The sequence below is a fragment of the Parasphingorhabdus cellanae genome, assembly GCF_017498565.1.
In the GTDB taxonomy this organism is placed as follows: Bacteria; Pseudomonadota; Alphaproteobacteria; order Sphingomonadales; family Sphingomonadaceae; genus Parasphingorhabdus; species Parasphingorhabdus cellanae.
Genome location: NZ_CP071794.1, coordinates 2167828 through 2189237, shown reverse-complemented (window position 1 = coordinate 2189237; position 21410 = coordinate 2167828). Strand labels below are relative to the sequence as shown.

Below are 21410 nucleotides of genomic sequence, written 5' to 3'. Positions count from 1 at the left end.
ACTTATTTAACGGCGCAGACCAGTCCAGATGACGTCACGACGCCCAGTATTTCGGGGTCCTGCAACGCCTTGGTCCGCTTCACAAATTCATTGACGCTGATATCGCCGGGATCGCGTTTGCGCAGCTTGTCGAGGCGGCTGAGCTTGTCGATTTGCGCGTAGGACAGGCGATCGACCATACGGTCGGCCATACAGCTGGCAATCGGTTTCGACAGTCCCGCGCTCATCAACCCGTTGCGCACGCGGGTTTCGGGCGTCGCACAAGCGGCCAGACTGGCGATCAAAGCCAGTCCAGCCACGAGATGCGTCCGGGTCATTTCTTTGTTTTGGCCAGCTCGATCGCGTCCAGCACAACCTGACGCGCTTCTTCGGCATCGCCCCATTTGCCGACACGGACCCATTTTTCGGGCTCCAGGTCTTTGTAATGGGTAAAGAAATGTTCAACCTGCTGCATCACGATCTCGGGCAAGTCACCGCCTTCACCGATGGCGCGATAATAAGGGAATGTGGCATCAATCGGAACGCAGAGCAGCTTTTCATCGCCGCCATGCTCGTCTTCCAGATTGAGCACCGCAATCGGACGGCACCGCACAACACAGCCCGGCATGAACGGCGAGCGCGCCACGACCAGAGCGTCTAACGGATCACCGTCAGGTGACAAGGTATGCGGAATGAAGCCATAGTTAGCAGGATAACGCATTGGCGTGTGCAGGATGCGGTCGACAAACAGCGCCCCGGATGCCTTATCAAATTCATATTTAACCGGTTCGCCGCCTACGGGAACTTCGATTATGACGTTGAGGCTTTCCGGCGGGTTATCGCCGATAGGAATTTGGGTGATGTCCATAGGGTATTGGGTCCTATTATCTTGTTTTTGGCTTCAAAAGCCGGTCAATGCCCCCTTCAATTTGGCCACCCTCTCCGGCAGTTTCGTCTGCCACTATTTTTTCAAGGTGCGGATAGCGAAGCCCGCCTGAATAATCGACCAAAAAATTGCTATATTGGTCGTCATTCTTCGCAAATATCTCGATTTTATTCATTTGCCCGCGATTTTCCTCGATCGCCTGGGTCAACATTTCGGCGGTATAGGCTTTGCCGTTCACGGCCGTGATCGTGAGGCCGTTTTTAAGGCCCGCCTTAAACGCCGGTCCGTCCCACATCACCGCTTTGACCACGCCCTTGTCGCTCACCACCATGCCGATCGAGTGGCTGAGATCCAGCTGTTTGCGGCGTTTGTCATTGGCGCTGATAAAATCGCTCTTTGTCGCATTATAGACCAGTTTATACCCGCCCAGGGTGAGCCCGTCTTTGGGTGCTTCGTCGGTTGTCTGGTATACCCGTTCCTGAATGAATCCGGCCCAATCATAGGGCTGCACGGCGTTCAGCGCCGCGATCACATCGGGCAGTTCATAGGTGACGACGCCATAGTCGCCATTCTTGCCTTTGAAGAAGGTTCGGGCAAAATTTTCGAGTGATTTCTTGCCGCCCGATTCGCGCCGGATAATGCCATCAGCCTCCAGCCAGATGAGCAGGCCTTCATTATAATAATCTTCCTGCCGCTGCCAGCTGCTCCACGGTTTGGGTTTGCGTTCGGCGATAATCGGATCATGAGTCGTGTCAATTAACGGGCGCCATTGGCGGCCCACGCGCAGGTCCATGCCCGCTGCAATCGCGGCAAAGGCATCGAGCGTATCCTGTTTGGAATAAAGACCGGAGCGCGCGCCAAGGACATAGCCCCAAAACTGCGTCTGGCCTTCATAGACCCACAGCAGGTTATCGCGCATCGGCTCACGGAAATCGGGCGTCCACATGCCGGCGGGGCGGCGATATTTGCCGTTCCAGGCGTGGACAATCTCGTGCGGCAACAGGTTGCGGCGACCCGGTCCATCATTCCATTTGGTGAAATATTCGCGGTTCACGCCATTTTCCGAAGAGCGATGATGCTCAATCCCGATGCTGCCCATTTCCTCGGTCAACGCGAGCAGGAAATCATAGCGGTCATAAGGATGGCTGCCGAACAGCGCCTCTGATTCCCGGGCCAATTTGCTATGCTTGGCAATGTGCGACTTTCTGGGTTTGAGGAATTTGGCATCATCAGCCACGACATTCAGATGCACGCGGCGGCTCAGCCGGTAGGTCTGAAAATTTTTGCCAGCGAAGACCGGGCTGTCGATCAGCGTATCATAGTCTGTCTTTTGATAGGCGACGCGGTTCCCACCGGCAGATTTGTCCTGCCGTGACTTCGGGCGCATGGAACTGGCCGCACGCCAGCCATCTGGATAAATGGCGGTCGCTTCCACGGGAATCTGTCGGACATAATGGCCAGCAGGATAGAGAGACACCTGGTGCCAGCGCAGGTTGAGCATGGACGGGGCCATGACGATACGGCCCTGGCTGGCCGTGGTGGCGGAGGTGAATTGGAATCGCGCTTCAATTTCCTCTACGCCCGGCGGAATATCGATATGAAAGGCATAGACATCGACATCATCGCGTACCCAGGCCAAATCCGTTTTGTCTGCCAAAATCCGCAGTCCGGTCAGCTTCTCAATCTCCCCGCGCGGCGCATGATTGCCCGGCAACCATTCGGGGTAAAGCAGAGTTAGGCGCCTTAGTCCGGAGATCGGAATAAATTGTTGGACCTTGAACACACCCTGTTTGTTATCGCGTGCATCGACAATCAGGCGCATCGTGCCGGGAAAAGCCACATCCTGCGCTCTGGGAATCGTATCTTCCGGAGCAACATAGGTCGGCTTGCTCAGATTATCTGGCATGGCGGCGGAGAGGGCGGTGACAGGCGAAACGAGTGACAGGGCCGAAAACAGACCCAAAAATGCAACCAGACGCATACTAACTCTATCCCCTGTAACGTGGCTTCATAACTGTTCTTCGGTGCTGAATGGCGCTTTTTAGCGGCTGCGTCCAGTGGACCAACAAGAAAAACACTAATATTGGCAATAGAAACAAGCCATCTTTCGCTTTTGCGCATCACCGGCTAAAGCGCCTTCAAGGTAAAAGGGCAGATATGGCAAAAATACAAACACCGCAACCGGTGCGCGGCACGCAGGATATATTTGGCGAAGATCAGGAGCGTTTTAGCCATGTCGTGGAGACGTTTGAACGCGTGCGCCGGCTTTACGGGTTTAAGGGCGTACAGATGCCGGTGTTTGAGCCAACGGCTGTTTTTGCGCGGTCTTTGGGCGAAACCACCGATGTTGTGTCGAAGGAAATGTATAGTTTCGAGGATCGCGGCGGTGACAGTCTGACCCTGCGCCCCGAATTTACCGCCGGTATCAGCCGCGCCTTTCTGACCAACGGCTGGCAGCAGCATATGCCGTTGAAGCTGTCCACGCACGGTCCTTTGTTCCGCTATGAGCGCCCGCAAAAGGGCCGCTACAGGCAGTTTCACCAGCTCGATGCCGAAATTATCGGTGCGGGTGAGGCGGCGGCAGATGTCGAATTGCTGTGTTTTGCGGATCAGCTTTTAAACGAACTGGGCATATCGGACGGCGTGACCTTGCAGCTCAATACATTGGGCGACGCGGAAAGCCGTGATGCGTGGCGCGACGCGCTGGTCGAACATTTTCGGGCGCATAAAGCCGATCTGTCCCAGGACAGTCAGGACCGGCTGGAACGCAATCCGCTGCGCATTCTCGATAGCAAAGAGCGCCAGGATCGCCCGATTGCCGACAGCGCGCCGGAAATTGACGCCTATCTGTCGGACGAGGCGAAAGAGTTTTTTGCCGAGGTTACCGAGGGGCTGGATGCCTGCGGCGTGGTATGGGAGCGCAACAGCCGACTGGTGCGCGGACTCGATTATTATCGTCATACCGCGTTTGAATTTGTGACCGACCGGTTGGGCGCGCAGGGGACTGTACTCGCCGGTGGGCGTTATGATGGCTTGATTGAATCGCTGGGTGGACCGGTGACGCCCGCTGTTGGCTGGGCGGCAGGGATTGAGCGGTTGGGTATGTTGCTGACAGATTTTGGGAAATGCGTTTCAATTGCTGTTGTCGCCGACTCAAAAGAACTGGAAACCAAGGCTCGAGAGGTAACGCAAAGACTAAGAAGCAATAATCTGGCTTGTGAAATGAGCTACAAAGGGAACCCTAAAAAACAAGTAGATAAGGCGCGAAAACGAGGACATGATGGTGTTCTATTTGTAAGGGAGCCGGATAGTCCTGGAGGGGAGTTTTACATTCAGCGTTTCGTAGATCTTGAGGAGTTTGTTGGACTTTCTGCGAAAATTGGCAGAGTTCTCGGGACGCCTATAGTGGATAGTAACGACAGATGATGGCTATCCTCACATGTTACGCACATCGTCACCCTGAACTTGTTTCAGGGTCTATTTCTCGAATTTCGCAAACGTCGATTGCCTCGCGATGGATGCTGAAACAAGTTCAGCATGACGATGATAGGAAGGCGTGGCGATGACCACCATAACCCCCCAACGCATCGCCCAGATCGAAGCGCGCTTTGCCGAGCTGCAGGCTATGATGGCGTCTGGCAATCTCGATGGCGATAAATTTGTCGAGGTCTCTAAGGAATATGCCGAGATCGAACCGGTAGCCGAGGCCGCGGCTGAGGTTCAGCGCCTGCGTGACGAGCAGACGGGGCTGCAAGAAATGCTCGCCGGTGATGATGCCGAGATGAAGGCGATGGCCGCCGATGAAGTCGATGACGTCAAGAAAGCGCTTGAAAAGGCAGAGCATGCGCTGGCTTTGAAATTACTGCCGCGGGATAGCGCTGATGATCGGCCCGCGATGCTCGAAATTCGCGCAGGTACCGGCGGTGATGAAGCCGCGCTTTTTGCCGGTGATCTCTACCGCATGTATAGCCGCTTTGCCGATGAGCAGGGCTGGAAGGTCGAACTGATCTCCGCCAATGCGTCCGAAGTCGGTGGGTTCAAGGAAGTCGTTGCGAATATCAATGGCAAGGGCGTGTTTGCGAAACTGAAATTCGAATCCGGTGTGCACCGGGTGCAACGTGTACCCGAAACGGAAAGCGGCGGGCGCATTCATACCTCGGCGGCAACGGTTGCGATTCTGCCGGAACCGGAAGAAGTGGATATCGATATCCGCACTGAAGACCTGCGCATCGATACCTATCGGGCGAGCGGCGCGGGCGGACAGCATGTCAACAAGACCGACAGCGCGATTCGCATCACCCATTTACCCACCGGACTGGTAGTGCAATGTCAGGACGGCAAGTCTCAGCATAAGAATAAAGCACAGGCGATGAAAGTATTGGCCGCCCGGCTTTATGAGCAGGAACGCGATGCGGTGCAAAGCGAAGAGGCCGATGCGCGCAAGGCGATGGTCGGCTCCGGCGACCGCTCCGAACGCATCCGCACCTATAATTATCCGCAAGGCCGCGTGACCGATCACCGGATCAACCTGACGCTGCACAAGCTGCCCGAAATTGTCGAAGGCGGCGCGCTGGGCGAGATGGTCGATGCCCTGATTGCCGAGGATGAAGCCAGCCGGCTTGCCAATCTGGATGGCTGACATGGCCGCGGCATTGCGGCAAGCGGCGCAGGCACTGGAAACTGTGAGCGAAACGCCGCGCCTCGACGCGGAACTGCTCATGGCGCATCTTTTGGGCATCAGCCGTCAGGATTTGCTTCTCGACCTGCCAAAACTGGATGTGCCGGACGGTTTTTCGGCCTTGCTGGAACGTCGCAAAGCCCATGAACCGGTTGCGCATATTGTCGGTGAACGGGAATTCTGGAGTCTGCCGTTTCAGGTGTCTGCCGATGTCCTGATTCCCCGTCCCGATAGCGAGATTTTAATCGAAACCGCCGTGGAAATCGGCACCGATCACCCGCCAACACATATCCTGGACCTCGGCACCGGCAGCGGCGCGCTATTGCTGGCCGCCTTGTCCGAATTTCCCGAGGCGCGGGGTGTGGGAATGGATGCTAGCCCGGCCGCGCTTGCTATGGCGCATAACAATGCCGATAGCTTGGGACTCAGCGATCGCGCGCGTTTCCTGCTGCAGGATTGGACAATGGCGGACTGGACGCAATCACTGGGCGGGCTGTTTGACCTGATTCTCGCAAATCCGCCTTATGTATCGACAAAGGCGGAACTGTCCCGCGAAGTGTCGGAATTTGAACCGCATAAAGCTTTGTTTGCCGGTGCGCAGGGGATGGACGACTATCATGTCATCATTCCGGCTTTGGATGCATTGTTAGCGGGCGACGGTATCGCGTTAATCGAGATCGGATTTGACCAAGCCGGCCAAGTCACGATATTGGCTGAAAAACAGGGCTATGCCGTTGAATGCAAACAGGATTTAGGCGGTAATGACCGGCTGCTTGTCCTGCGGCGAGACCCTGTCTCGTAAAAATCACTTGGTTTTGGCTTATGAAGGCGCTAAGGATGTTTCAGGCCCAGATGATTTCTGGCAATTTCCCTAAAATCGCTGGCCTACCCCCATATAGATAATATTGCTGATGTCCGGCGATCATTTATCTTCTTTGGGTTGCTGTGGGTCATTAGATCTGCGGCACGGGCACTGCCTTTGTGGCGGTTAGATAACAGGAAAGACCGAGTATATTAACGGTATAAGGACACCCAGAATTTGATGAATAATCGTCAGGCCGGCGGCCGTCGCCGTGGCCGGAACAGTAATAACAACCGCAACCAGAATAATCGTGGTGGCGGCGGTATTGACCGGGAAAACCGGATCGACAATCGCGCGCGCGGTAATGCCGCCCAGATGCTGGATAAATACAAGAAAATGGCGCAGGACGCGCAGGTCAATGGCGACCGCGTCAATGCCGAATATTATCATCAATTTGCTGACCATTATTTCCGGGTGAACGCAGACAGCCAGGCGCGCCGTGAAGAGCAGCGACTGGCCAGAGAAGCCGGGCGCGAAGAACAGCGCGGCCAGAATAATGACCGCAATGACAATGCGGATGACAATAGTGATCAGGATGATCGCGGACGCCCGCAGCGCGGACGTCGGCCCAAGGCGGATGATCAGCCTGCAAAAGCAGCCAATTCAGACAAAAAGCGTTCTGATACAAAAGGCACAGACAGGCAGGACAGTTCAGACGCTCCAGCGGAGAAAAAACCCGTTCGGGCCCGCCGCCCCCGTAAACCGGCCGCTGAAGTCGCAGAAGCCAATGGCGAATCAAATGGCCTTGATGCCAGCGCCTTGCCCCCTGCCATCTCGATCCAGTCGGATGACAGTGGTGATAGCGCCAATGATGGGGAAGAGAAGAAGCCTGCGCGCAAGCGTCGCACGGTAAAAGCCAAGACGGCCGAAGCCGAAACACCGCAAGAAGGCGACGCGGCTTAGTTATTCAGGCTGTTTGGCCAAGGCTGTTTCCAGCCAATCCGGCAGATCAAGATCGGTGATATCGTCAACCCGGCGATGTTCGATCGACAGCCCGAGATCGGGATAAGCGATGCGCTGGCGTTTTTCGTCGGCTTGCGCAATCGGCACGACCACCAGACGGCGATTAACCTTCTGCCGGTAATTCATCCGCGCGGTATTTTCCTGACCGACATAGCAACCTTTGGTGAAGCTGACGCCTTTCAGCTCGGCGGCATTACATTCCAGCCATAAAGTTTTATCGCTGCCCAATTCGTCCTGACCCTCAGTCACGCCGAGAGCAAGGCGGTGTGCCTTGTAAGCTGCATCAACCGAACCTGTTCCAGAATCATTGTGGGCGATCCACCGATAACCAATTTCAGCGAGCCGGGGGTCAGCGGGCTGTCCGCTGGCATCACGCGACCAATGCACAGATAATCCCTCGTCCACCTCAATGCCAATTTTACGGCGCAGACGATAGAGTTTCAAACGTTTGACCAGTGCTTCCGCATGATCCTTCTCACAATCGATCAGGATATCGCGCCCGTCCGCCCACAGAAAAAAATCAAACAGCACCTTGCCTTGCGCGGTCAACAGCGCTGCCCATTGCGGGGTTCCGGACAGCACGAATTGCATATCCTGGGTCACAAGTCCCTGTAGAAAGCCGCTAATGTCCTCGGTCCCGTCGGTTGCGGAAATGCGGATCACGGCGCGCTCATTAAGTCTGGTTTCGGTCATTAGGATTAGGTAGGGACGCTCAGCGCCAAAAGAAAGCCCGAACCATGAATCAATCGCCCGACCAGATTACCATCCGCCAGCCGGATGACTGGCATGTCCATCTGCGTGATGGCGATATGTTGCGGTCAGTGGCCAACTATACGGCGCGGCAATTTGCCCGTGCGATCGTCATGCCCAATCTGTCACCGCCGGTCACCGATACCGCGGCGGCGCAAGCGTATCGCGAGCGCATTTTGGCCGCTGCATCCGATCATCCCGGTTTCACACCGCTGATGACCTGCTATCTCACCGACACGGCGGATGCCGATGACATAGCGCAGGGTTTCGCAAATGGCGTCTTTACCGCCGCCAAGCTCTATCCCGCCAATGCGACCACCAACAGCGCCCATGGGGTGACGGATGTGGCCAATATCATGCCGGTGCTGGAGCGGATGCAGGCTATCGGCATGCCGCTTTTGATCCATGGTGAAGTCACCGATGCCGATGTCGATGTGTTTGACCGGGAAGCGGTGTTTATCGAACGCACCCTGTCCAAAATTGTCGATCAATTGCCGGATCTGAAAGTGGTGTTTGAACATATTACCACCGCCGATGCCGTGGATTTTGTGCATGCCGCCGGTACCAATGTCGGCGCAACCATTACCCCGCAACATCTCCATATCAATCGCAACGCGATGTTTCAGGGCGGCATAAGGCCGCATGCCTATTGCCTGCCCGTCGCCAAGCGTGAACAGCACCGGCTGGCCCTACGCAAAGCGGCGACATCGGGATCGCCGAAATATTTCCTCGGCACCGATAGCGCACCGCATGAAATTCATGCCAAGGAATCTGCCTGTGGTTGTGCCGGTATTTTCAACGCGCCCTATGCGCTGGAAAGCTATGCCACGGTTTTTGAGGAAGAAGGCGCGCTCGACAAGCTGGAAGGCTTTGCGTCGATCCATGGCCCGCAATTTTATGGCCTGCCGCTCAATGAAGGCACAGTGACCTTGCAGCGGTCAGCAGTCACCGTGCCCGAGACGATCGAAGCGGGCGGCGCGACGATCGTGCCCTTTCACGCGGGACAAGAGCTGCGTTGGCAGATTGCCGGGTAAAAGAAACTAGGTCGCTGGCGCCTTCTTGCTGGCATTGCCGAAAATCGCGTCGGCGGAGAATATCGCAAGACTGATCCAGATCAATATGAAGCAGATGATATGCGACGTCGTAAGCGGTTCGCGATAGAGCAATGTCCCGATCAGAAATTGCAGCGTTGGCGCGATATATTGGGTTAATCCGATCGTGCTGAGCTTCATTTTCTTGACCGCCGCGGCAAAGAGCATCAGCGGCGTTGCGGTCACCATCGCACCGCCGAGCAGCAGCATATCGATGGTCAACTTGTCACCGAAATGGGTGGTCGTTGTCGGCGCGGTGGTACCAAAAGTGATCCAGCCAATGAATAACAGGAATGGCAGAAACAGATAGCTGGTTTCCATAGTCAGGCCGACAATCGGGCCGACATCGGCAATTTTGCGGACAAGGCCATAAAGCCCCCATGAGCCAGCCAGCGCGAGGCTGATCCACAGGGTCTGCCATGCTTCCATTGCCAGAACGGATACGCCAATGGCGGCGATACCGACCGCAATCCACTGGTTGCGGCTCAGCGTTTCCTTGAGGAAGATTTTGGCGAGGAACACGCTGATCAAGGGGCTGATAAAATAGCCCAGGCTGGCGGCGAGAATATGGTCCGACTGCACCGCCCAGACATAGACGAGCCAGTTGACCGAGATGAGCAAGGCGGTGGCCAGCAACGGTCCGCGTATTTTCGGTGCTGCCCAGGCAGCACGCAAACCGGATAGATTTTTGCGGAAATAGAGGATGATAAAGAGTAATGGCACCGACCAGATGATACGGTGGGCAACGACTTCGAGCGGGGCAACGCTCTCTAACAGCTTGAAATAAATCGGCATGACACCCCAGATGCAGCATGCAAGAAGCGCCTGCAGGATCCCCAGTCGGCTAGTGGATATTGGGCCTGTCATAGCAAGGCGACTAGGCCCGGGCTGATGGGGTGGCAATATAAATTAGTTTGGGGCGCTGATAATTATGCTGTCCTACAAGGTCGCATTTGGGTTATGTTTCGGCTGATGAATAGGACAGTATCTTGTTGGACGGCTTCAGAAAGGGCTCAGCTTGTCGCTCAAGAGAAACGGTTGGACAGAATTTGACCCCCATTTTGCGTATAATTTGTAGAATTTTGCAGACGTCTTTTAGGCCAGTTGGTTACGCTGTGCAGAAAGGCGTCAGATAATCCCGCCGCCGATCCAGAGGCGGAAAGCGCAAATGCACATGACGATCAGGCAGAAATACATGCCGCTGCTGCGTGATGAAATCAGTCCGAAAAGGGCACCGAGGCCAGCAATCGGTAGAATCAGCCAGTTGGTCCAGCCGAGCAACGGAACCAGTCCGACAAAAGCCAAAATGAGGGCGATGCCGCCGATGAGGATAGAAATTAGATTAGCCATAACTGTATTATAGGAATAGTGCACCGGTTTTGCAAGGGCTTGTATCGGTATAAGCCTATGATAACAGGGGCGCTTAAGGGAGGACGATCATGGATATCAAGGATATCAGGATTGAAACGGAGCGGCTGATCCTGCGGCCACCCCACGCTGACGATTTTGACGAATGGGCAGCGTTTCAATCCGACGCAGACACGATGACCTTCATTGGCGGCGTCAAGAGCCGCGCGGAAAGCTGGCGCGACCTGTGCGCCATGGTCGGCGCTTGGCACGTGCGCGGCTATGCGATGTTCTCGCTCATTCTTAAAGATAGCGATAAATGGATTGGCCGGATTGGACCCTGGTATCCCGATAGCTGGCCCGGCACGGAAGTGGGCTGGGGCGTGTCGCCCGACTATGCCGGCAAAGGCTATGCGCTGGAAGCGGCTGTGGCGAGCATGAACTATGCGGTCGATACACTCGGCTGGAGCGACATCTGTCATACGATCGATCCGGAAAATCTCGCGTCGATCCGGCTGGCCGAGCGGCTTGGGTCGACCAATCGCGGACCAACCGCCTTGCCAGAGCCCTATCAGGACGCCCGGGTTGACGATTGGGGCCAATCGCGCGAACAGTGGCTCGAAAACAGAAAGCAATTTCAATAATCTGCGACGAGAGGAGAGCATGGAGATGGCCGAAGACCGATATCTGGATCCGAGCCGAGAACATTTTGATGCGTTCAAAGCGCTGCCGCGCGATGTTCCGATCAATATGCTCAACCTGCTGCAATTTCACCAACAGGCCCAATATCCTGACGACCACCCCAATGCGGCGCAAGGGTGGAGCGGCGCGCGGGCCTATGAGGAATATGGCAAAACCAGCGGGCCGATTTTCAAGCGGGTCGGCGGCACGATCATCTGGCGCGGCAAGATGGAGGCGATGGTGATCGGGCCGGATGACAAGCAATGGGACAGTTCATTCATCGCGCGCTACCCCAATAGCGGTGCCTTCCTGGAAATGGTCACCGATCCCGAATATCAAAAGGCGGTGGTCAATCGGCAGGCGGCTGTTTTGACGTCGCGACTCATTCGATTCGGTGAATTAGACGGCCCGGACGGCTTTGGCTAGAAATCCCATTTTGGGACAGGTGGTTAACGGAAGGTTGGCGGTTTAACCACGTTTCCTAACAGAAAATTAACGCTTTTTGGTGCAATTGTCCCGCATATTCAGGAGCATATTGCATGACACATCTATCCCGTTCCCTCTTGCTGGCAGCGACGGCATTTACCTTGCCGCTGACCATGGCGGCTTGTGGTAGCAACGAAGGTAATGAAGCGGAACTGGCGGAGCTGGATGATAATCTGACCGCTGATCCAGCGATGAAAGATGCGCTCGAAGACCAGATATTGGTGGATCCCAACCTGACTGATCAGGCCAACAACAACGCCATTCGCGGCGCCAATGGCCCGATTGACGGCAAGGTTCCGCCAGAAGGTGGCAAAGCTTATGCAACCGCTCAGCTGGAAGGCAAGATGCTCAGCGCGCCCAAGCCGCGTAATATGACATCGGATGATGAATGCACCAGTTGTGCTGGTTCCGAGGGCATAACCCTTGGCGCAAAGGCCCAGGCTCAGCGCGGTAAAGGCACATGCGATCAAAAGCTCAGCTATGACATGGGCTGGGCCAACCGGATGCCACCGGAATTCCCGGTCTATCCCAAGGCCAATGTCAAGGAAGCGGCCGGCGTTGAAGGCGGGCTATGCGATATACGCGTGGTCAGCTTCTCCACCGCCAGCCCGATGAAAAATGTCGTGGATTATTATTACACCCAGGCCAAACGCGGCGGCTATAGCGCGGAATATCTGCTGCGCGGCAGCGAGCATGTTCTGGGCGGAACCCGCGGCAATGACGATGGCGCCTATGTGATTACGCTCAACAGCCGCTCCGGTGGCGGTACCGTGGTTGATATTGTTGCCAGCAACGGCCGCTAATCCGGCAAGAGATTACCGACGCCAGAATATCGCATTTCACATCTGGCTGAAGAAGGGGCAGCTTCGGCCGCCCCTTTTCCTTTGGGTGATGAACGGCCCTTATCTGTCTTAGACCGATCCTATTCCCGGTAACTGCCGCCGCCATCGACGGTGACATCATTCGCGGTGGTAAAGCTCGCCCCTGCGCTGGAAAGCCAGATCATGGCATTGGCGACTTCCTCCGCCTGACCAACCCGATTGATCGGATGATTGGAATTAAAGGCGACTACGGCCTCTTCATGGGTTCCGGGAAAAGCGGCGAGATAACGTTGGTACATCGGGGTATCAATGGCGCCGGGATGAACGGTGTTGACCCGGACCTTATTCCCCTGTGCCGCGCAATGCAGCGCCAGGGATTTGCTGAGCGCCGTGACCGCTCCTTTACTGGCAGAATAGGCGGCCATGGCGGATCCGGGGCGCATCGCGAGCATGGAGCCGACATTGACTATCGATCCGTCTTCATCACTGTCGACGATTGCAGGCAGGGCTGCTCGGCAACCATAAAATGTGCCGTTCAGATTGATATCGATGGTTCGGCTCCAGCTGTCGAGATCCACATCATCGACCGCGCCGGGCTCTGAAATTCCGGCAATATTGAACAGGGTCGTTATCTTGCCAAACTTGTCCTGCGTAGCCTTTACCGCAGCATGCCACTGGTCGAGATTGCGGACATCCAGTGCGATGGCGGCTGCGCGGTCACCCAAAGCAGCGGCATGGGCTTGCGCTTTTTCCAGCTGGATATCGCCGAGCATGACGGATCCGCCTTCTTCCACAAAGCGTCGACCAGCCGTCCCGCCAATGCCTTCCGCGCCGCCGGAAACCAGCGCAACTTTTCCGTCCATCATACCCATAGTTCAGCCCCTTTGGCGGTTATCAGCGTTTATCAAAAGTGAGCGGAAGGTTGGTCAATCCGCGCAGCATCATATTGGGAGGATAGGTCAGTTCCGCACCTTCCCTGATCCGGATATTGTCGATCCGTTCGGCAAATTGTTGAAAGGATACCGTCATTTCTTTGCGCGACAGCATATTGCCGACGCACATATGAATGCCCTTACCAAAGGCCAGATGGGTGCGCGCATTTTTGCGGTCAACCTGAAAGCTGTTCGGGTTTTCAAACTGTTTCGGATCGCGATTGGCGGCATGATAGCGCATCATCACCATTGCGCCCTTGGGCAGCATGACGCCGCCCAGTTCTGCATCTCTGTGCATCACCCGCCAGATACCGGAAGAGCCGCTAGACATGCGCAGGACTTCTTCGACCGCATTGGGGATGAGCGACGGATCATCCTGGATTTTTTTATACTGATCCGGGTTGCTGGCGAACAATCGCAGGCCTTCGCCCAAAGCCGCTGTTGTGGTCTCATTGCCCGCCACCATCAGTTGCTGCACTATGGAGAGGGATTCCGCGTCATCCAGTGGCCGCTCGCCATCGACCTGGGCGTTGACCAGATCGGACAGAATATCGCTTTTCGTTTCTTTCCGGCGGGCATCCATATTGGCCTTGAGGGCGTGCTGATATTCCACCACTTCGCGCTCGGTTTCCAGTTGCCGTTCGCGCGTCATCATACCCGACAGCCGGTCCACAAAGGCATTGGTCCAGCGTTTGATGGTGCCAGCGTCGGCGACGTCCAGCCCCAGCTGCACGGCAATCGTGCGTACCGGCATGGGAATGGCATATTCTTCCATGAATTCGCATTCGCCCTTGTCGATAAAGCTATCGATCAGCTCATTGGACATTTCCCTTATGCTGTCTTCCAGCTTGTTGACCTTGGGCATCGAGAAAGCCAGATTGACCAGCTTGCGAAAACGGGTGTGGACCGGTTGGTCGGCGGTCAGCAGGGTATTGACCTGCGGCCAGCCTTTGGACTGTATCTCCTGTATTTCGGTATCATTGGCCAGTTCTTCATCCGACTTTCCGCCCGACAGCAGCGCGGTAAAATTATTGGAGAAGTCGTCTAACCGACCGACGGCTTCGGATATCAGGTCATAGTCCAATACAATGTAAGCGCCGCTGGCTTCGTCCAGAAAGACCGGGTTTTTGGCGCGTTGCTCTTCGTAAAAGTCGAACGGATCGACGAGGATATCGGGCTGGAACAGAGATTTTGAAACCGCTTCGTTCATGGTATCATTCCTATTGGGGTTTTAATCAAAAGCTGGTGTCGGAACACCTTCCGCATTGTAAACCGGACCCTCGGCATCAACGCGATATTTGGCACTGACGGCGTTTTTCAGCCCAAAGCTACCGATATGGGCAAGCATGTTCGCATAATGCACATCCTTGAAATGTTGCGCGAGGGCTTCTTCGTCCGTCCACTCTTCAAACACTTCGATGCGTTCGGGATTATTCATGTCCGCAGCCCAGCTGTAGCACAGACAGCCTTCCTGACTCAGCGCGCCATCGATATAGGGCTGCGCTTTTTTAAGACATTCCTCGCGTGTTGCCGGGTCCACGTCAACATGTGCTGCGACCAGTATTTTAGCCATTTTCTATTCCCCCTAAAGCTTCTGTCCACCGAGCTGCGCGACGACATTGAATATACGTTTTTTGTAGAGCCACTGGCCATCAATTTTGACGAACTCGTCATCATAGCGGCCACCGGCAATCCGCGGCTCGCCCTTTTCGACCAGGATTTCATGGGTTTGGTAACGGCCCGTCGCGGTGTCGCCGGTGACTTCCAGGCTGCCCGGTATACCCAGAAAACTGACGGCATCAAACTGGCTCATCGCGCCGTTCCAGAGGTTGACGATATTTTCGCGGCCCACAACCTCGGTGCCCATGAGCGACCAGATCGCGTCTTCGGTCCATAAGGCGCCCCAGTCATCAGGATCGGTGCGCAATACCGCGTCGCAATAGCTGTCATGCAATTCCCGGATTGCCAGCCGGTCTTCTATTGGTCCTGAAAACATGGACTCATCCTCTCCTCTTTATGGGAGAGATTACACGGTAAAAGCGCCAGACATGCAAGCTGCCATAAGTGCTAGGTAATCGTGCTCCTGCGCAGGCAGGAGTCCATCTCCCATGCTTAACTCAGGATGGGAGTTTTGGGTTTGGCGCGTGGATTACGGACAGCGCGCCAGCTCGACGGTGATGGCAGGTGAGGACAGGAGATAGGCCCATGCCTGCGCAGGGGCGCTGGGACCAATCGACTGGGATTAATCGCCGCTGATGCGTTCGATATCCGCGCCGACTGCTGCCAGTTTTTCTTCCAGCCGTTCATAGCCGCGATCCAGATGATAGATGCGCTGCAACTGGGTTTCGCCTTCTGCAGCCAGGGCGGCGATCACCAGACTCATCGAGGCGCGCAGATCCGTCGCCATCACCGGTGCGCCGGTCATTGTCTTCACGCCGCGTACTACCGCAGTGCGGCCTTTGGTTTCGATATCCGCGCCCATCCGGTTGAGCTCCGGCACGTGCATGTAACGGTTTTCAAAGATGGTCTCGGTTAGCACGCTCGCACCATCGGCCATGCATAGCATTGCCATCAACTGCGCCTGCATATCGGTGGCGAGGCCGGGATAGGGGGCGGTAGAGAGAGTTAGCGGACGCAAGGTTCCATTGGCGGCAACTTTGATGCCTTTGTTGTACGGCTCAATATGCAATCCGGATTCAGTGAGCGCAGCCAGGGTTGCTTCCATCTCGTCGGCTTTCGCGCCAACCAGATCAACCTCTCCACCCGCAATGCCAACCGCACAGGCATAGCTGCCCGCTTCAATCCGGTCCGCCATGACGCGATACGTGCAGCCATGCAGGCGCGATACACCGTGGATGGTGAGGTCGGATGATCCGATGCCTTCAATCTCGGCGCCCATGGCAACAAGCATATTGCAAAGGTCGATGATTTCCGGTTCGCGGGCTGCGTTCTTCAGACGACTCTCGCCGTTGGCGAGCACAGCCGCCATTAATGCGTTTTCGGTCGCACCGACAGACACGACCGGGAAGGTAAATTCCCCGCCTGGCAAGCCGCCATCTGGCTGACGCGCCGTCACATAACCACTGGTGGTTTCAATTACCGCGCCGAGTGCTTCAATCGCTTTCAGGTGCAAGTCAATCGGCCGGTTGCCAATTGCGCAGCCACCGGGCAGCGATACCCGGCATTCGCCAGCCCGCGCGAGCAATGGGCCGAGCACAAGGATGGAGGCGCGCATCTTGCGGACAATGTCATAGGGCGCTTCGGTCGAGGTAATCTTGCCAGCTTTCAGTGTCATGACCCGGCCGAAATCTTCAGGTCGCGCGCCTTCGATAGTTGTTGATACGCCAAGCTGATTGAGCAAATGACCGAAACTGTCGACATCGGCGAGCCGCGGCAGGTTGCGCAAGGTGACCGGCTCTTCGGTGAGCAGCGCGCAAGGCAGCAGGGTCAAAGCGCTGTTTTTAGCGCCAGAAATCGGAATGATGCCAGACAGCTTTTTACCGCCGCGAATTGAGATAATATCCATCGCGATGGTTTAGCGAAAATGCTCCGCCTTGCAAGTCAGACCAACTATCAAAGCGGTAAAGTTACAAAAGTGCTTGCTGCCTAATGATCGAACCCCGGATTGGTCCGGTTCAATTTGCGCATGAGGCCGGGCCAGACGAGATTGTCACCCAGACCTGGCATGAAAGCGGGTGCGGTTTGTTGGTGCACGCGTTGACCCATATCTTCCGGTTCTTCATGCAAATGCTCCTCGCCGCCCACAGCTTGCGCGAGGATTTGGGTCTTGCAGGCATTTTCGAGAAAATACATCCGCAGGAAGGCGAGCGCACAATTTTTGCCGACGGTTAGTGTGCCATGATTGCGGAGGATCAGGAGATTCTTGTCACCCACATCCGCAATCAGGCGCTCACGCTCGTCAAGGTCCAGCGCAATACCTTCATAGTCATGATAGGTGAGATCCTCATGCACCTGCATGGAAAATTGCGTGTAGCGGCGCAGCCCCTCTTTCTGGACTGAAACCGCGATACCATAAGGCGTATGGACATGGATCACACAGCCGGCATCTTCGCGCGCACTATGAATTGCGCTGTGGATGGTGAAGCCGGCGGGATTGATAAAATAGGGTGTGTCCTGCTTGATATTCCCTTCCAGATCGATTTTGACCAATGAACTCGCGGTCATCTCGTCAAACATCACACCGTAAGGATTGATCAAAAACCGTTCTTCGCCATCTTCGTCGGGCAGGCGGGCGGAGATATGGGTGAAGACCAGATCGGTCCAGGCATGCATTGCGCATAGCCGGTAGGTCGCTGCGAGATCACAACGCAACTTCCATTCCGCGTCAGAAACTTTGCCTTCAAGCCGGTCAATGGTGGTCGGATCAGGAATGTTAAATCCGGCATCAACATTCATCGCGCTACCGGTATCCTGCACAGCGGTGGCCATCTTTTCTCTCCTTGTAGAATCGTTTCGTTCATTGCCTCAATAATGGCATAGTCTTGGCCGGATAGGACAGCTTTTTTTGTTTCCCTGCCAGTCTCCCTGTCCAGGCTCCGCAGAATTTGATAAGCGCAATGATCATCTTTTCCTTCCTGCAAAAGGCGGCCCATGCCAGAGCAACATGAGAACGTACCCGAACTCCCCTGTTCGATTGTAACAGAGCTGCGTTCCGGCATGAAGGTTTGCCTACGTCCGATTCATCCATCTGATCAGGGTAAGATTGAGCGCGGCATTATGGAATTGTCTGATCGTTCACGCTATTTGCGTTTCTTCTCAAGCTTTAAAATTGCCCCGGCCTCTGTGGTCGAGAAGCTGTCAGCTGTGGACGGCATTGACCATATTGCCTGGGGCGTGGTTAATCTGGATGTGGATGACCATCCGCCCATTGCAGCCGCCCATGCGATCAGAAGTACCGATGACCCGGCGAGAGGAGAGTTTGCGATAGCGGTGCTTGATGAATATCAAAGCAAGGGTGTGTCGCGGGTGCTGATCGCGGCTTTGTTCAGCAACTGTCTGGAGCAGGGACTAAGCAAACTGGATATTGCAGTGTTGCGTGAAAACAGAAAAGCAGCCGGCTTGATCGCTGCATTGGGCGCCGAGATGACGCGAAGTGAAAATGCGATTGCCTATTATAGCCTCGATTTGGAGAGCGCCTTAAATGCTTTGCGGGCGATGGAAAAGCCAAAGGGTTTGCGCAATATTTGGGTTGCTTTTGACGGTTGAGCCATGTCCGGTTCATCAACAGACGATATCTACCAATCACCATTATTCTTGACCATTGCCGTGCATGCATGGCTATGAATAGGTCGATATTTCAACGCGGTGGGGATCAGGATCTATGACAAATGGCGGGACACAAAGTCTGAATAAGGGCTTTTTTGGCTGGATCGAACGAACAGGTAACAAGCTTCCCGATCCGGTTTTTCTGTTTTTCTACCTGATATTGTTTGTTGTTGCCTTGTCGGTCGTCGCGGACCTGCTGGGTTGGGCCGCAGTGCATCCGATTGAAGTCGACCCTGAAACGGGTGAGCGCAGAGTAATTGCCGCGACAAGCCTATTTTCGGCGGAAAATATCAGGCGGCTATGGGTTGAGATGCCCAAGACTTTCACCCATTTTCACCCGCTTGGCTATGTTTTGGTGGTGATGTTGGGGGCCGGGGTAGCAGAGCGATCCGGCCTGTTTGGCACAGCCATGCGAGCGGGTGTGCGCAACGCACCGACTTTTCTGCTGACGCCGATTGTGGCGCTGGTGGCGATGCTCGGAAATCTGGCGGCGGATGCGGCCTATGTTGTGCTGATTCCGCTGGCGGGTATCATATTTGCAGCGGCCGGCCGCAACCCGATTGCTGGTATTGCCGCTGCCTTTGCGGGCGTTTCAGGCGGTTTCTCCGCCAATCTGTTTCCGGGGCAGCTCGATGCGCTGTTATTCGGTATTACCCAGGCGGCGGCAGAAACCGTGTTTCCCAACTGGGAAGCTAATATCGCCGGCAACTGGTATTTTATCTTTGTGATGACCTTCGTTTTCCTGCCGGTCATCTGGTATGTGACCGATCGGATTATCGAACCGCGTCTGGGAACCTATAGCGGATCGATTAATCCGAGTGCCAATGTTGCCGATGACAGCGAGCCAGCCGAAGATGCCCAAGATCGCCCGCTCGAAGAGGGCGAAAAACGTGGTCTGCGTTACGCAGGTTTGGCGACATTGGGTGTGATCGCGCTCTGGCTATTGATGACCTTCGGGCCAGGCACCGCCCTGATCGATGAAACCGCTTCGGCAGAGGCGCAGTTCACGCCCTTTTACCAGTCACTGGTCGGCGGTTTCTTCTTGCTCTTCCTTCTTGCGGGCTGGGCCTATGGCAAAGGCGTGGGTAACATCAAAAGCCATCGCGATCTGGTTAAGATGATGAGCGACAGCATGGCGGACATGGCGTATTTTCTGGTGCTTGCTTTCATGGTCGCGCATTTTGTCGCAATGTTCGGCTGGTCCAATCTTGGCCTGATCACCGCCGTCCATGGGGCAGAAATTTTGCAAAGCCTGGATATGCCTGCGCCAATCTTGTTGGCATTGGTGGTTATATTCGTGGCTGTGATGAACCTGTTCGTTGGCTCGGCGAGCGCCAAATGGGCACTGCTTGCACCGATATTGGTACCGATGCTGATGCTGATCGGGGTTAGCGCGGAAACCACTACAGCCGCCTATCGTGTTGGCGACAGTGCAACCAACATCATCACGCCGCTCATGGTCTATTTCCCGCTGATTCTTGTCTTCTGCCAGCGCTGGAACAAGGATTTCGGGATTGGCAATCTGACCGCGATGATGCTGCCCTATGCGCTGTGGCTGCTCGGTGCCGGATTGGCGCTAATCATGCTCTGGGTCGCATTTGAAATACCGCTGGGCCCGTCTTCGCCAGTATTTGCGCCACCGCCGACAAGCTAACCCCTTAGCAGCCCCAAAGCCGCATAAGCTTTATCCACTGTCGGCTGTGCCAATGTCTGTGCACGCTCCGCGCCATCGCGCAAAATCGCATCAATTGCGCTTTCATCTTGGCGCAGCTCTTCATAGCGGTCGCGGATTGGCGAAAGTTTGGCCACGGCGAGGTCCGCTAAAGCAGGCTTGAAGTCACCAAAGCCCTTGCCAGCATGTTGGTCGAGCACCGCCTGCGGGGTGCTGTCTTCCAGCGCAGCATATATGCCGACGAGATTTGTCGCCTCCGCACGGCCTTCCAGCTCCTCCAACTTACCGGGCAGGGGATCAGCATCGGTACGCGCCTTTTTGATCTTCTTGGCGATGGTGTCGTCATCATCGGTCATGTTGATCCGGCTCAAATCTGACGGATCGGATTTCGACATTTTCGCCGCACCATCGCGCAGCGACATAATCCGCGCGGCGGTTGCGCCGATATAGGGTTCGGGCAGGATGAAGACGTCCTGTCCGGTATCATTGTTAAATTTGGTCGCGATATCGCGGGCAAGCTCGAGATGCTGCTTCTGATCCTCACCCACCGGTACGTGGGTGGCTCGATAGATAAGCACATCAGCCGCTTGCAGCACCGGATAGCCGTAGAGGCCCAAGGATGACCGCTGTTTGTGCTTGCCGGATTTTTCCTTGAACTGGGTCATCCGGTCGAGCCATCCCATCGGTGTGTTGCAGATCAGCATCCAGGCCAGCTCCACATGCTGTGGCACCCGCGCCTGATTGAACAGGATCGACTTTTTGGTGTCTACGCCGGCAGCAACAAGCGCTGCCACCATGTTGCGGCAATTGGCAGACAATTCCGACGGGTCATTGGGGACCGTGATCGCGTGAAGGTCGGCAAGAAAGAACAGGCACTCGGACTCCTGCTGCAGCTTCACCCAGTTTTTGATCGCGCCCAGATAATTACCGAGATGGAGATTACCTGTGGGCTGAATGCCCGAAACCGTACGCATGA

23 protein-coding genes are annotated in these 21410 nt (G+C 55.5%); 10 read left to right on the top strand and 13 right to left on the bottom strand.

From position 1 onward, the window contains the following. Window positions 1–2 precede the first annotated feature (2 nt). Genes J4G78_RS10415 through J4G78_RS10405 form a run of 3 tightly spaced genes read right to left on the bottom strand, consistent with a single transcriptional unit; the run spans window position 3 to window position 2846 of the window. Window positions 3–317: a hypothetical protein gene (locus J4G78_RS10415; protein ID WP_207986510.1), complete on the bottom strand. Its 315-nt coding sequence runs from the start codon at window positions 315–317 to the stop codon at window positions 3–5. Further along, window positions 314–847: an inorganic diphosphatase gene (ppa, locus tag J4G78_RS10410; protein WP_207986509.1), complete on the bottom strand. Its 534-nt coding sequence runs from the start codon at window positions 845–847 to the stop codon at window positions 314–316. The genes J4G78_RS10415 and ppa overlap by 4 nt, the downstream gene beginning before the upstream one ends. 16 nt (window positions 848–863) lie before the next feature. After that, window positions 864–2846: a M61 family metallopeptidase gene (locus J4G78_RS10405; protein ID WP_207986508.1), complete on the bottom strand. Its 1983-nt coding sequence runs from the start codon at window positions 2844–2846 to the stop codon at window positions 864–866. 176 nt (window positions 2847–3022) lie between these two features. Here J4G78_RS10405 and hisS point away from each other — a divergent pair, with 176 nt between their 5' ends. The 4 genes from hisS to J4G78_RS10385 all read left to right on the top strand — a co-directional run bounded on the left by hisS (window position 3023) and on the right by J4G78_RS10385 (window position 7308). After that, window positions 3023–4291: a histidine--tRNA ligase gene (gene hisS / locus J4G78_RS10400; RefSeq protein ID WP_207986507.1), complete on the top strand. Its 1269-nt coding sequence runs from the start codon at window positions 3023–3025 to the stop codon at window positions 4289–4291. A gap of 136 nt (window positions 4292–4427) precedes the next feature. Beyond that, entirely contained in the window at window positions 4428–5504 is a 1077-nt protein-coding gene (prfA, locus tag J4G78_RS10395; protein ID WP_207986506.1) for a peptide chain release factor 1, read from the top strand. 1 nt (window position 5505) lies between these two features. Beyond that, on the top strand, window positions 5506–6345 hold the full coding sequence (prmC, locus tag J4G78_RS10390; RefSeq protein ID WP_207990611.1) for a peptide chain release factor N(5)-glutamine methyltransferase: 840 nt from the start codon (window positions 5506–5508) through the stop codon (window positions 6343–6345). 240 nt (window positions 6346–6585) lie between these two features. Continuing rightward, the gene (locus tag J4G78_RS10385) at window positions 6586–7308 is read left to right on the top strand and encodes a DUF4167 domain-containing protein (RefSeq protein ID WP_243457317.1); all 723 of its coding nucleotides are present in this window, start codon (window positions 6586–6588) and stop codon (window positions 7306–7308) included. Here the strand turns inward: J4G78_RS10385 and ygfZ are convergent, their stop codons facing one another. Next, window positions 7309–8061 (bottom strand): CAF17-like 4Fe-4S cluster assembly/insertion protein YgfZ, encoded by a 753-nt coding sequence (ygfZ, locus tag J4G78_RS10380; RefSeq protein WP_207986504.1) that lies wholly within the window; start codon window positions 8059–8061, stop codon window positions 7309–7311. Between the two features lie 44 nt (window positions 8062–8105). On the opposite strand from ygfZ, the gene pyrC reads away from it, so the two are divergent. Further along, the gene (gene pyrC / locus J4G78_RS10375) at window positions 8106–9152 is read left to right on the top strand and encodes a dihydroorotase (RefSeq protein ID WP_207986503.1); all 1047 of its coding nucleotides are present in this window, start codon (window positions 8106–8108) and stop codon (window positions 9150–9152) included. Between the two features lie 6 nt (window positions 9153–9158). Here pyrC and rarD read toward each other — a convergent pair whose 3' ends face one another. Both rarD and J4G78_RS10365 read right to left on the bottom strand, forming a co-directional pair. Beyond that, window positions 9159–10076 carry an EamA family transporter RarD gene (gene rarD / locus J4G78_RS10370; RefSeq protein WP_207986502.1) on the bottom strand — a complete coding sequence of 306 codons (918 nt, stop codon included), beginning with the start codon at window positions 10074–10076 and terminating at the stop codon, window positions 9159–9161. Between the two features lie 261 nt (window positions 10077–10337). Further along, a complete protein-coding gene (locus J4G78_RS10365) occupies window positions 10338–10559 on the bottom strand; it encodes a hypothetical protein (RefSeq protein WP_207986501.1) in 222 nt (73 codons plus the stop codon). An 89-nt stretch (window positions 10560–10648) separates the two neighbouring features. On the opposite strand from J4G78_RS10365, the gene J4G78_RS10360 reads away from it, so the two are divergent. The 3 genes from J4G78_RS10360 (at window position 10649) to J4G78_RS10350 (ending at window position 12526) form a co-directional block, all read left to right on the top strand. After that, window positions 10649–11200, top strand: a complete 552-nt coding sequence (locus J4G78_RS10360; RefSeq protein WP_207986500.1) for a GNAT family N-acetyltransferase — start codon at window positions 10649–10651, stop codon at window positions 11198–11200. A 25-nt stretch (window positions 11201–11225) separates the two neighbouring features. Further along, window positions 11226–11663 (top strand): DUF1330 domain-containing protein, encoded by a 438-nt coding sequence (locus J4G78_RS10355; protein WP_207986499.1) that lies wholly within the window; start codon window positions 11226–11228, stop codon window positions 11661–11663. 113 nt (window positions 11664–11776) lie between these two features. After that, entirely contained in the window at window positions 11777–12526 is a 750-nt protein-coding gene (locus tag J4G78_RS10350; RefSeq protein WP_207986498.1) for a hypothetical protein, read from the top strand. A gap of 119 nt (window positions 12527–12645) precedes the next feature. Here the strand turns inward: J4G78_RS10350 and J4G78_RS10345 are convergent, their stop codons facing one another. From J4G78_RS10345 to J4G78_RS10320, 6 genes are all read right to left on the bottom strand, one after another. Next, window positions 12646–13416 carry an SDR family NAD(P)-dependent oxidoreductase gene (locus tag J4G78_RS10345; RefSeq protein WP_207986497.1) on the bottom strand — a complete coding sequence of 257 codons (771 nt, stop codon included), beginning with the start codon at window positions 13414–13416 and terminating at the stop codon, window positions 12646–12648. 22 nt (window positions 13417–13438) lie between these two features. After that, window positions 13439–14686 (bottom strand): cytochrome P450, encoded by a 1248-nt coding sequence (locus tag J4G78_RS10340; protein ID WP_207986496.1) that lies wholly within the window; start codon window positions 14684–14686, stop codon window positions 13439–13441. A gap of 21 nt (window positions 14687–14707) precedes the next feature. Then, complete coding sequence (locus J4G78_RS10335) at window positions 14708–15049, bottom strand: putative quinol monooxygenase (RefSeq protein ID WP_207986495.1); 342 nt, start codon at window positions 15047–15049, stop codon at window positions 14708–14710. Window positions 15050–15061: 12 nt separating this feature from the next. After that, window positions 15062–15472 carry a nuclear transport factor 2 family protein gene (locus J4G78_RS10330; RefSeq protein WP_207986494.1) on the bottom strand — a complete coding sequence of 137 codons (411 nt, stop codon included), beginning with the start codon at window positions 15470–15472 and terminating at the stop codon, window positions 15062–15064. A gap of 246 nt (window positions 15473–15718) precedes the next feature. Then, the gene (gene murA, locus J4G78_RS10325; RefSeq protein WP_207986493.1) at window positions 15719–17002 is read right to left on the bottom strand and encodes a UDP-N-acetylglucosamine 1-carboxyvinyltransferase; all 1284 of its coding nucleotides are present in this window, start codon (window positions 17000–17002) and stop codon (window positions 15719–15721) included. Between the two features lie 80 nt (window positions 17003–17082). After that, on the bottom strand, window positions 17083–17925 hold the full coding sequence (locus J4G78_RS10320; protein ID WP_243457054.1) for a class II aldolase/adducin family protein: 843 nt from the start codon (window positions 17923–17925) through the stop codon (window positions 17083–17085). 162 nt (window positions 17926–18087) lie between these two features. Between J4G78_RS10320 and J4G78_RS10315 the strand changes: the two genes are divergently transcribed. Together J4G78_RS10315 and J4G78_RS10310 are read left to right on the top strand one after the other, a co-directional pair. Continuing rightward, window positions 18088–18702 (top strand): GNAT family N-acetyltransferase, encoded by a 615-nt coding sequence (locus J4G78_RS10315; RefSeq protein ID WP_207986492.1) that lies wholly within the window; start codon window positions 18088–18090, stop codon window positions 18700–18702. 115 nt (window positions 18703–18817) lie between these two features. After that, on the top strand, window positions 18818–20416 hold the full coding sequence (locus J4G78_RS10310) for an AbgT family transporter (RefSeq protein ID WP_207986491.1): 1599 nt from the start codon (window positions 18818–18820) through the stop codon (window positions 20414–20416). Here the strand turns inward: J4G78_RS10310 and trpS are convergent. Then, window positions 20413–21408: a tryptophan--tRNA ligase gene (gene trpS, locus J4G78_RS10305; RefSeq protein WP_207986490.1), complete on the bottom strand. Its 996-nt coding sequence runs from the start codon at window positions 21406–21408 to the stop codon at window positions 20413–20415. The genes J4G78_RS10310 and trpS overlap by 4 nt on opposite strands. Window positions 21409–21410 lie beyond the last annotated feature (2 nt).

Bases quoted from the DNA above. Each gene is read 5' to 3' on its own strand.
- ygfZ (WP_207986504.1), bottom strand. From the start codon at position 8,061: ATGACCGAAACCAGACTTAATGAGCGCGCCGTGATCCGCATTTCCGCA.
- J4G78_RS10415 (WP_207986510.1), bottom strand. From the start codon at position 317: ATGACCCGGACGCATCTCGTGGCTGGACTGGCTTTGATCGCCAGTCTG.
- trpS (WP_207986490.1), bottom strand. From the start codon at position 21,408: ATGCGTACGGTTTCGGGCATTCAGCCCACAGGTAATCTCCATCTCGGT.
- J4G78_RS10315 (WP_207986492.1), top strand. From the start codon at position 18,088: ATGCCAGAGCAACATGAGAACGTACCCGAACTCCCCTGTTCGATTGTA.
- J4G78_RS10350 (WP_207986498.1), top strand. From the start codon at position 11,777: ATGACACATCTATCCCGTTCCCTCTTGCTGGCAGCGACGGCATTTACC.
- pyrC (WP_207986503.1), top strand. From the start codon at position 8,106: ATGAATCAATCGCCCGACCAGATTACCATCCGCCAGCCGGATGACTGG.
- prmC (WP_207990611.1), top strand. From the start codon at position 5,506: ATGGCCGCGGCATTGCGGCAAGCGGCGCAGGCACTGGAAACTGTGAGC.
- J4G78_RS10405 (WP_207986508.1), bottom strand. From the start codon at position 2,846: ATGCGTCTGGTTGCATTTTTGGGTCTGTTTTCGGCCCTGTCACTCGTT.
- hisS (WP_207986507.1), top strand. From the start codon at position 3,023: ATGGCAAAAATACAAACACCGCAACCGGTGCGCGGCACGCAGGATATA.
- rarD (WP_207986502.1), bottom strand. From the start codon at position 10,076: ATGACAGGCCCAATATCCACTAGCCGACTGGGGATCCTGCAGGCGCTT.
- J4G78_RS10365 (WP_207986501.1), bottom strand. From the start codon at position 10,559: ATGGCTAATCTAATTTCTATCCTCATCGGCGGCATCGCCCTCATTTTG.
- J4G78_RS10345 (WP_207986497.1), bottom strand. From the start codon at position 13,416: ATGGGTATGATGGACGGAAAAGTTGCGCTGGTTTCCGGCGGCGCGGAA.
- J4G78_RS10340 (WP_207986496.1), bottom strand. From the start codon at position 14,686: ATGAACGAAGCGGTTTCAAAATCTCTGTTCCAGCCCGATATCCTCGTC.
- J4G78_RS10320 (WP_243457054.1), bottom strand. From the start codon at position 17,925: ATGGCCACCGCTGTGCAGGATACCGGTAGCGCGATGAATGTTGATGCC.
- J4G78_RS10330 (WP_207986494.1), bottom strand. From the start codon at position 15,472: ATGTTTTCAGGACCAATAGAAGACCGGCTGGCAATCCGGGAATTGCAT.
- J4G78_RS10310 (WP_207986491.1), top strand. From the start codon at position 18,818: ATGACAAATGGCGGGACACAAAGTCTGAATAAGGGCTTTTTTGGCTGG.
- J4G78_RS10360 (WP_207986500.1), top strand. From the start codon at position 10,649: ATGGATATCAAGGATATCAGGATTGAAACGGAGCGGCTGATCCTGCGG.
- J4G78_RS10355 (WP_207986499.1), top strand. From the start codon at position 11,226: ATGGCCGAAGACCGATATCTGGATCCGAGCCGAGAACATTTTGATGCG.
- ppa (WP_207986509.1), bottom strand. From the start codon at position 847: ATGGACATCACCCAAATTCCTATCGGCGATAACCCGCCGGAAAGCCTC.
- J4G78_RS10335 (WP_207986495.1), bottom strand. From the start codon at position 15,049: ATGGCTAAAATACTGGTCGCAGCACATGTTGACGTGGACCCGGCAACA.
- prfA (WP_207986506.1), top strand. From the start codon at position 4,428: ATGACCACCATAACCCCCCAACGCATCGCCCAGATCGAAGCGCGCTTT.
- murA (WP_207986493.1), bottom strand. From the start codon at position 17,002: ATGGATATTATCTCAATTCGCGGCGGTAAAAAGCTGTCTGGCATCATT.
- J4G78_RS10385 (WP_243457317.1), top strand. From the start codon at position 6,586: ATGAATAATCGTCAGGCCGGCGGCCGTCGCCGTGGCCGGAACAGTAAT.